Consider the following 7,350-nt stretch of genomic DNA (forward strand, 5'->3'; position numbering starts at 1 on the left):
CGCCAGGGAGAGGAATTCTATCAACAAAGCATCGATATTTAATTACTTCTCTGGAAATGGTAGAAGCTGAACGTTCAAGATTTCTACCAATAGAGGCAAAAGAGTAGTCTTTACTAATCATACGTTCAATAATTATTCGTTCAGATAAGGATAATTGTTTTGGCATAAAAGCCTCCTTTCTGATCAAACAAAGACTACTTAAAATATACACTTTTGCAAAGGTAACTGCTAGTTTGCAAAAGTAGTAGCAGGGGAAAACTAGCAGTTTAAATTGCAATTAAATAAACATCCGTTCCTTCACAAGTCCTTTTTAATGGACTTAAAAAATGCTAATGTTTATGTAAGGTAAATTTATAATCTTCAAATTTTACTACTAATTAATCTTTATTAACTTTTACTAAATTTAAACGGAGGTGGCATTTATGCATATTTTAGCTTTTATATTGATGCTTGTAGTTGGTTCAATAGTGGCGGCAAGCAATGGGGATTTTTCAGGGTTGATAGGAATAGGAAAAATTGTGGGAGGTATAATATTTGTCTTTGCACTTATGTGGCTGTTACTTCACCCGGTTTTACTGGTAATTGCAATTTTTATTTTAATTATGTTTGTTGAGGTTTGTTTAAGAAACAAATAAAGTTCATTGGCTAAATTAATATGAAACTTTATAAGATAAGGAGGCTCACATGAGTACAGATTTACTATATTACATTATGGATTACAGCGAAAATTATTACCGGGTAAATAAAGAGGAACAGTTGGTGGTGGCAGCAGGTAAAGAAGAAGCTACAGTTTTCACATTTTCTCAGGCAAATAGCAAAATATCCGTTGGGAAAAAAATCATCTTTTTATCGTATGATTCCGGTGGAAGGGGAAAATGAATCGTTAGATTATGAGAAAACTGAGGTTCAGTACAGTGGAAATGAGGAAACTTATGACTTTGTTCAGGAAGATATTTCACTGGCAAAAAAACTTACCAGAGACGAAGTTCATTGTAGTATAACCAAAAATCCATCTTCCTATGATTTGTCGGAAATGGATTGGGAGGAATATTTAACACATTTTGCATATGAGGCTTCAAATTTAACTGATTACAAAGATGAATTAACAAAAAAGCAGTCAGAAGTAGACCAAAAGATTTGTGATGTTTTGCATTATATTGAATTGTGTGAAACAGATGACAATGAAGCAACTGATCTTGTGGAGCTGTTAAGGGTTTGTGGTGAAAACCGTCGTGAAATAAAGGATGAATTGTTTGAAAACAGCAATATGCATAAGGCGAAAGCGAATACGAACACAACCAATGAAGTGAATGAAAATAGGAGGAACTTAACTGTATGTATGCTTTAACGGATTACATAGATTGTGAAGCATTAGCGGATACATGTGAGGAAAATTTAGCGGAAGTTGAGGATATTATGAATGCAAAAGAGAATGATGATGGTCTGGTTGTTGCAGAGAATCAAGCAGTATAGAAATCTGCTGACCTGTTTGCTTCCCCGCCTCCTAATATGTTATACTAACCTCATATTAAATTCATTTATAATAACAGTGAAAATATTTATAGCCTAAAGGAGCAACATACAAATGAAGAAAAAATGGTCAGTTAAAAAGAAAATAGTAGTAACTCTGTTGTCTGTTATTGCGGCATTTTTGTTGGTGGTGATTGTGTATGTTCTATATGTATTTGGAACCTATCACAGAATTAAGGATAAGCAGCCTATTGAAATCAATTCATTAAATGCCACGGAAGGAAGCAAGGTTAAGACAGGAGTGGAATATACAGCAGGTACTTATAATGTGGGATTTGGTGCATATACTCCGGATTACAGTTTCTTTATGGATGGAGGCAAGTATTCCAGATGCTTTAGCAAGCAGTCAGGTATAGATGCCATTAATGGAGCAGCAGATTATGCCAAAAGTGAAAATCCTGATTTTATGATTTTTGAGGAAGTTGACAGGGATTCCACCAGAAGTTATCACGTAAATCAGGAAAATCTTATTAATAAAAAGTTTCAGGGATATTTTCAGAATTTCGCAGTAAACTATGATTCTGCATATTTATTTTATCCTTTCAATGAACCTATTGGAAAATCATATTCCGGTATTAGTGTTTACTCAAAGTACGAGATAACCTCTGCCCTAAGAAGAAGCTTTCCTATTTCCACATCATTTTCTAAATTGTTGGATTTAGACAGATGTTACAGCGTAAGCAGAGTGCCAGTGGAAAACGGAAAGGAATTAATTATTTACGGCGTTCACATGTCTGCATATGGAAACAGTGATGAAATAAGAGAAGCTCAAACCTCCATGCTTTTTCAGGATATGAAGTCTGAAATGGATAAAGGAAATTATGTTATTTGTGGCGGTGATTTTAATCATGACTTAAAATTAGCAGAGGATGACAGCGTTGAATATGAAAGCTGGGCATATCCATTTCCAAGAAGCAAAATGCCGGAAGGTCTTTCATTTGCCATGGATCAGCTATCAAAGGAAAAGTACGACAGTCTGGCAGATTCTAACAGAAATGATGATACAGAATATATTCCGGGAAAAACTTTTACCTGTATATTAGATGGATTTATTATTTCGGATAATGTGGAAATGACGGATTATACAGTTAAGGATAACGGATTTTTATATTCAGACCATCAGCCGGTATTTATGAAATTTAAATTAAAATAAAGCAGGTGAAATAACAAAACAATTTTCTTATGGAAAGGCAGATTATATTATGAAATTTATATCATGGAATGTAAACGGGTTAAGAGCCTGTGTAGGGAAAAACTTTATGGAGGATTTTGAAAAGTTAGATGCAGACTTTTTCTGCCTTCAGGAAACTAAGTTGCAGAAAGGGCAGATTGACCTTCAGTTACCGGGATATTATCAGTATTGGAATTATGCAGTTAAAAAGGGATATTCAGGAACTGCAATATTTACAAAGCATGAACCGGTTTCTGTTTCTTATGGCATTAATATAGAAGAACATGATTTAGAAGGCAGAGTAATTACATTAGAATATCAGGATTTTTATCTGATTACTGTTTATACTCCTAATTCTCAAAATGAGTTGGCAAGACTTGATTACAGAATGAAATGGGAAGATGATTTTAGAAAATATTTAAATAGTCTTGCAGAGAAAAAAGGGGTAATTGTATGTGGAGACATGAATGTGGCACACAATGAAATTGATTTGAAAAATCCAAAGACAAACAGGAAAAATGCAGGATTTACTGATGAAGAAAGAGAAAAAATGACTGAGTTGTTAGACAGTGGATTTGTGGACAGCTTCAGATATTTTTATCCCGATTTGGAGTCGGTGTACAGCTGGTGGTCATACAGATTTAAGGCAAGGGAAAAGAACGCAGGATGGCGTATAGATTATTTCCTTGTGTCTGAGGATTTAAAAGAACGAATGAAGGATGCCAAAATTCATACGGAAATAATGGGGTCAGACCACTGTCCTGTGGAACTTGATTTTCAGTAGATAAAATATCAATGGTTATTTAGCATAAAATGAGGCTTTTGCTTTTGGGCATTATGCCTCATTTTATTTTTGTGCATTTAATTTATTTAAAAAAATATAATACTCTGATACAATTATATCAATGAAATGAACGGGTTAAATTAAATATGGGAAGTGCAATATAGAATAAAACAAAATGAACGGAGGAAAGGATTATGCTTAGAAAATTGCTAATTACAATGACAGCATTTTTGATTGTCGTTTCAGGGGCGTTGTGTAATGGAAAAAGCGTATCTGCTAATGAACAAAGGAAGCCGGGAGACATTCGTACGATTTATGTCACTACCGATGGAACCACCATAACTAAAGAAAAAAAGGTTCCGGCGCAGATTACCGTGGTAGATAAAGAAGGGGGAGATTTGTATGAAGATAATGTAATTTATGACACAATAGAGTCTGATGGAACAATTAAGGTAAGAGGAAATTCAACAGCAGTGGCTGATAAAAAGCCATTTAATATTTCATTCTCAAAGGCTAAAGATGTGTTTGGAATGGGCAAGGCAAAGAAATGGAGTCTATTGGCAAACGCATTTGACAAGTCTTTAATCAGAAATCGTCTCGCTATGGAATTTGCTACAAGTTTGGGACTTAAGTATACAAGTAAAAGCACATATGTTGATTTATACATAAATGACGTTTATTACGGAAATTATCTGTTAATTGAATCTGTGGAAGTTGGAGAAAATAGGGTAGATATTAATTCAGAGGGCTCTAATGATGTTCTTCTTGAAAAGGAATATGATAGGACAGAGGAAGGTCAAACATATCTGAGAACAATAAGATATGGAATAAGATTTAATGTTGGTGAACCGGAAGGACTCGCTGAAAACACTGAACAGTATAAGCAGACTCTTACAGTGTTAAACAGATTTGAAACAGCATTGGAAAACGGTGATTTTGAGGAAGTGTCTAAGTTTGTGGATTTAAAGTCATTTGCTAATTTTTATATTGTAAATGAATTGTTTAAAAATGTTGATTTTAATTACAGCTCCACAAGGTTTTACATAAAAGACGGCGTATTGTATGCAGGACCTTTGTGGGATTTGGATTTGTCAGGCGGAAATGCCAATCCGGTGAATTATCCTACTTATTTTGAAAATGGTGACAGCAGTAAGGGATTATGGTGTCAGCAGTTTACATGGTTTAAAAAACTTATGGAAATGCCGGAGTTTTATAATACTGTGTCTGAACGTTACAGTCAGATATCAGGACTTATTTCAAATATGATTTATGGAAATACCGGCAATTCAATTAACTGCATAACATCTACATATAAAAACTCTTTTGCAAGAAATTATCTTCCAAAGAAAAATGGTGGTGCAGGATGGAGTGTAACCAACAAAGACAGCGCTGATGGCATTAGTTATGCAGGTACTGCTAAGTGGAAGGATTATAGAAGTGCAATTGAATATCTAAGACAGTGGTTAATAGACAGAGATAAATATTTAAAAACTCAGTTTGCAGGTGGCAGAGCTGTCACACTTAAAAAGACTATAACAGTAACCTACAATGAAAGTGCAGATGATATTGTTCTTGATGGAAATCCAAAAGGAAATCAGGCAATGATTGGGTCGTATTCATGGACAGATAAGGATTATCAGTGGTTGGGATTTGTTAATTTTAAGGGAATGGCAGATAGCTCTTATAAATATCTGGTAATAAGATATACCGGTGATATTTCTACATTCAGGTTGGAATTTAGAGGTAAGTCAGGCAGTGATGAGATTAAGTCAAAGCCATACTGGTTTAAAAATGTATATTGTGATAATAATTTTGTGTCAGCAGATGAAAAGGCATTATCTTTATATGATACAGATAAGTTGCTAATAATAGATTTGGAAAAATCAGGTTTAGACCTGGGCAAATATAATTTAGGTTTTCATATGCATATGGCAACATTAGAATGTAGGAATGGTGAACTTACCATAAGTGATGCACGCCTGGTAAAATCTGTAGATATAAAGGTGACAGGTGGAGAAGAAACTACAAAAGAACCTTCTACCACAAAGCCTGTATCTAAACCTACAACTACTTCCGGAACATCAACTAAGGTTACAAGACCAAAAACTACATCCATTAAATCTATTAAAAAAGCTAAGAAATCATTGAAAATAAGCTGGAAGAAGATTAAGGGGGTAAAAGGATACCAGATACAGTATTCCACATCTAAGAAGTTTAAAAAGGCAAAGACAGTTTTAATCAAAAACTATAAAACAACTTCAAAGACCATAAAGAAGTTAAAAACAAAGAAAAAATATTATGTGAGAATAAGAACGTATTATTGTGTAAAAGGAAAGAGAGTTTATTCATATTGGTGTAAGGTAAAAACCGGAAAAACAAGAAAATAGGTTTGTACGACTAATTTATAAACGGATTTCAGAATATATTCTAAAAATACTCAAATAATAATACTTACCAACAAGTTATACATATTAATGCCAATGGTGATGCTGAACCATGTGTGTTTATACATTATTCAGATTCCAACATTAGGGAAAAATCTTTATTGGAAATATTGAAAAGCCCATTGTTTATGGCATACAGAAATAATCAGCCTTTTAACGAAAATCATTTAAGACCATGTCCTATGTTGGAAAATCCTGAAATTCTTCAGAGAATGGTGAAGGAGACAAGAGCTAAGTCAACAGACCTGCAATCACCGGAGACGGTAGAGCATTTGTGCGGAAAATGTAGTGAATATGCAAAAGAGTGGGCAGGAGTTGCCGACAAAATATGGAAAGAAACTGATTATAAAAAGCCTTCTTATGAGAATTATAAGAAATAAATTTGCCAATTTTCAAAAAAGTGCTATGATAGTATCTCGGAAGAAAACATAAAGGATGGTGTTAGAAAATGAACTTCCGAAGTAAAGAAATGTACATTCATAGCCTTATGTGCATAATTGGTGGATTTTTTGGGGCATATGCCATAGTTAATGGATTTGAAAATATGGGATCAGCCCAGACTACGAATATGATAGATATTGTGTGTACTCTTTTAGGAAAAAATTATTTTGATTTTTTCTTAAGAATTTTAGCTTTTGTGCTTTACATTACGGCAATCGCAATTTGTGTTTGCTTAGGGAAAAGGACTAATGTTAATACAAGGAAATACGCAATTACCGTGGAAATTATAATTATGATTGCATTGTTTTTCATGCCAAAAAGTATCAATCCTCTGGTGGGACTTCTTCCTATATTTTTTATGATGTCAACCCAGTGGAGTGTTTTTCACGGCGTTGGAAAATATAATAGTGCAACAATTTTTTCAACTAATAACTTGAAACAGTGTGTAATCGGTTTTACTGAATATCTTTTAGACAAAAATCCGGAGCAGTTAGAAAAAGGCAAATTTTATGGCAATTCTCTTATATGGTTTCATGTGGGAGTTGCTATATCGTACTTTACATGTAAGGAGTTCGGATATATGGCAAGCCTTTTCGCAGTTCCTTTTTCAGTGGCAGCCTTTACTTTAGAGGTACTTCCGGAAAATATAAAAGACGAAGTAGAGGAAAAAATTGAAAAGGATATTACAGTATTGGGGGAAGCGAAGGCATAGAATATTATCCCTAACAAAGATGAAAAACAATATAGGTGAATAAAGGCAATTGATGATTTTTGTAGATTAGTCATGAACTATATGGTAAACTTACAGTAAGTTTATTTACAGGAGGACTAATATGTACGAAAAATTATCTAAAAGAGCTTTAAAAAATATGTATATGGCAGCAGGTTTTGCTATGGTGGTATATCTTATTATTGCACTTGTAGTGGAACTTGCTATTTTTATACCTAATAATCTTACAATTGGAACAGTTATACTTGTT

The 7,350-nt window shown here is 33.8% G+C and carries 9 protein-coding genes and 1 pseudogene; 9 read left to right on the forward strand and 1 reads right to left on the reverse strand.

Going from position 1 to position 7,350, the window contains the following annotated elements:
* Positions 1 to 166: helix-turn-helix domain-containing protein (locus tag Q5O73_RS10675; protein ID WP_368076760.1), on the reverse strand; the 166-nt coding region annotated here is incomplete at its 3' end.
* 256 nt (positions 167 to 422) lie between these two features.
* Here Q5O73_RS10675 and Q5O73_RS09350 point away from each other — a divergent pair.
* The 9 genes and pseudogenes from Q5O73_RS09350 to Q5O73_RS09390 all read left to right on the forward strand — a co-directional run bounded on the left by Q5O73_RS09350 (position 423) and on the right by Q5O73_RS09390 (position 7,082).
* Positions 423 to 635: a hypothetical protein gene (locus Q5O73_RS09350; protein ID WP_118590150.1), complete on the forward strand. Its 213-nt coding sequence runs from the start codon at positions 423 to 425 to the stop codon at positions 633 to 635.
* A 49-nt stretch (positions 636 to 684) separates the two neighbouring features.
* On the forward strand, positions 685 to 879 hold the full coding sequence (locus Q5O73_RS09355; RefSeq protein ID WP_021952809.1) for a hypothetical protein: 195 nt from the start codon (positions 685 to 687) through the stop codon (positions 877 to 879).
* Entirely contained in the window at positions 854 to 1,348 is a 495-nt protein-coding gene (locus Q5O73_RS09360; protein ID WP_021952808.1) for a hypothetical protein, read from the forward strand. The genes Q5O73_RS09355 and Q5O73_RS09360 overlap by 26 nt, the downstream gene beginning before the upstream one ends.
* Positions 1,336 to 1,473 carry a hypothetical protein gene (locus tag Q5O73_RS09365; RefSeq protein WP_302629326.1) on the forward strand — a complete coding sequence of 46 codons (138 nt, stop codon included), beginning with the start codon at positions 1,336 to 1,338 and terminating at the stop codon, positions 1,471 to 1,473. Before Q5O73_RS09360 ends, Q5O73_RS09365 begins: the two co-directional genes overlap by 13 nt.
* A gap of 112 nt (positions 1,474 to 1,585) precedes the next feature.
* Positions 1,586 to 2,683, forward strand: coding sequence for an endonuclease/exonuclease/phosphatase family protein (locus Q5O73_RS09370; RefSeq protein WP_302669551.1), 1,098 nt, complete (start codon positions 1,586 to 1,588; stop codon positions 2,681 to 2,683).
* A 49-nt stretch (positions 2,684 to 2,732) separates the two neighbouring features.
* Positions 2,733 to 3,485 (forward strand): exodeoxyribonuclease III, encoded by a 753-nt coding sequence (gene xth / locus Q5O73_RS09375; protein ID WP_302669552.1) that lies wholly within the window; start codon positions 2,733 to 2,735, stop codon positions 3,483 to 3,485.
* 194 nt (positions 3,486 to 3,679) lie between these two features.
* Complete coding sequence (locus tag Q5O73_RS09380; RefSeq protein WP_302669553.1) at positions 3,680 to 5,872, forward strand: CotH kinase family protein; 2,193 nt, start codon at positions 3,680 to 3,682, stop codon at positions 5,870 to 5,872.
* A gap of 80 nt (positions 5,873 to 5,952) precedes the next feature.
* Positions 5,953 to 6,309, forward strand: a pseudogene (locus Q5O73_RS09385) (SPASM domain-containing protein); the annotation flags it as partial.
* A 68-nt stretch (positions 6,310 to 6,377) separates the two neighbouring features.
* The gene (locus Q5O73_RS09390; protein WP_302624186.1) at positions 6,378 to 7,082 is read left to right on the forward strand and encodes a YoaK family protein; all 705 of its coding nucleotides are present in this window, start codon (positions 6,378 to 6,380) and stop codon (positions 7,080 to 7,082) included.
* Positions 7,083 to 7,350: the final 268 nt, after the last annotated feature.

This window comes from Eubacterium sp. AF15-50 (assembly GCF_934835595.1).
Lineage (GTDB): Bacteria > Bacillota > Clostridia > Lachnospirales > Lachnospiraceae > Eubacterium_G > Eubacterium_G segne.

Bases quoted from the DNA above. Each gene is read 5' to 3' on its own strand.
- Q5O73_RS09350 (WP_118590150.1), top strand. From the start codon at position 423: ATGCATATTTTAGCTTTTATATTGATGCTTGTAGTTGGTTCAATAGTG.
- Q5O73_RS09355 (WP_021952809.1), top strand. From the start codon at position 685: ATGAGTACAGATTTACTATATTACATTATGGATTACAGCGAAAATTAT.
- Q5O73_RS09360 (WP_021952808.1), top strand. From the start codon at position 854: ATGATTCCGGTGGAAGGGGAAAATGAATCGTTAGATTATGAGAAAACT.
- Q5O73_RS09365 (WP_302629326.1), top strand. From the start codon at position 1,336: ATGTATGCTTTAACGGATTACATAGATTGTGAAGCATTAGCGGATACA.
- Q5O73_RS09370 (WP_302669551.1), top strand. From the start codon at position 1,586: ATGAAGAAAAAATGGTCAGTTAAAAAGAAAATAGTAGTAACTCTGTTG.
- xth (WP_302669552.1), top strand. From the start codon at position 2,733: ATGAAATTTATATCATGGAATGTAAACGGGTTAAGAGCCTGTGTAGGG.
- Q5O73_RS09380 (WP_302669553.1), top strand. From the start codon at position 3,680: ATGCTTAGAAAATTGCTAATTACAATGACAGCATTTTTGATTGTCGTT.
- Q5O73_RS09390 (WP_302624186.1), top strand. From the start codon at position 6,378: ATGAACTTCCGAAGTAAAGAAATGTACATTCATAGCCTTATGTGCATA.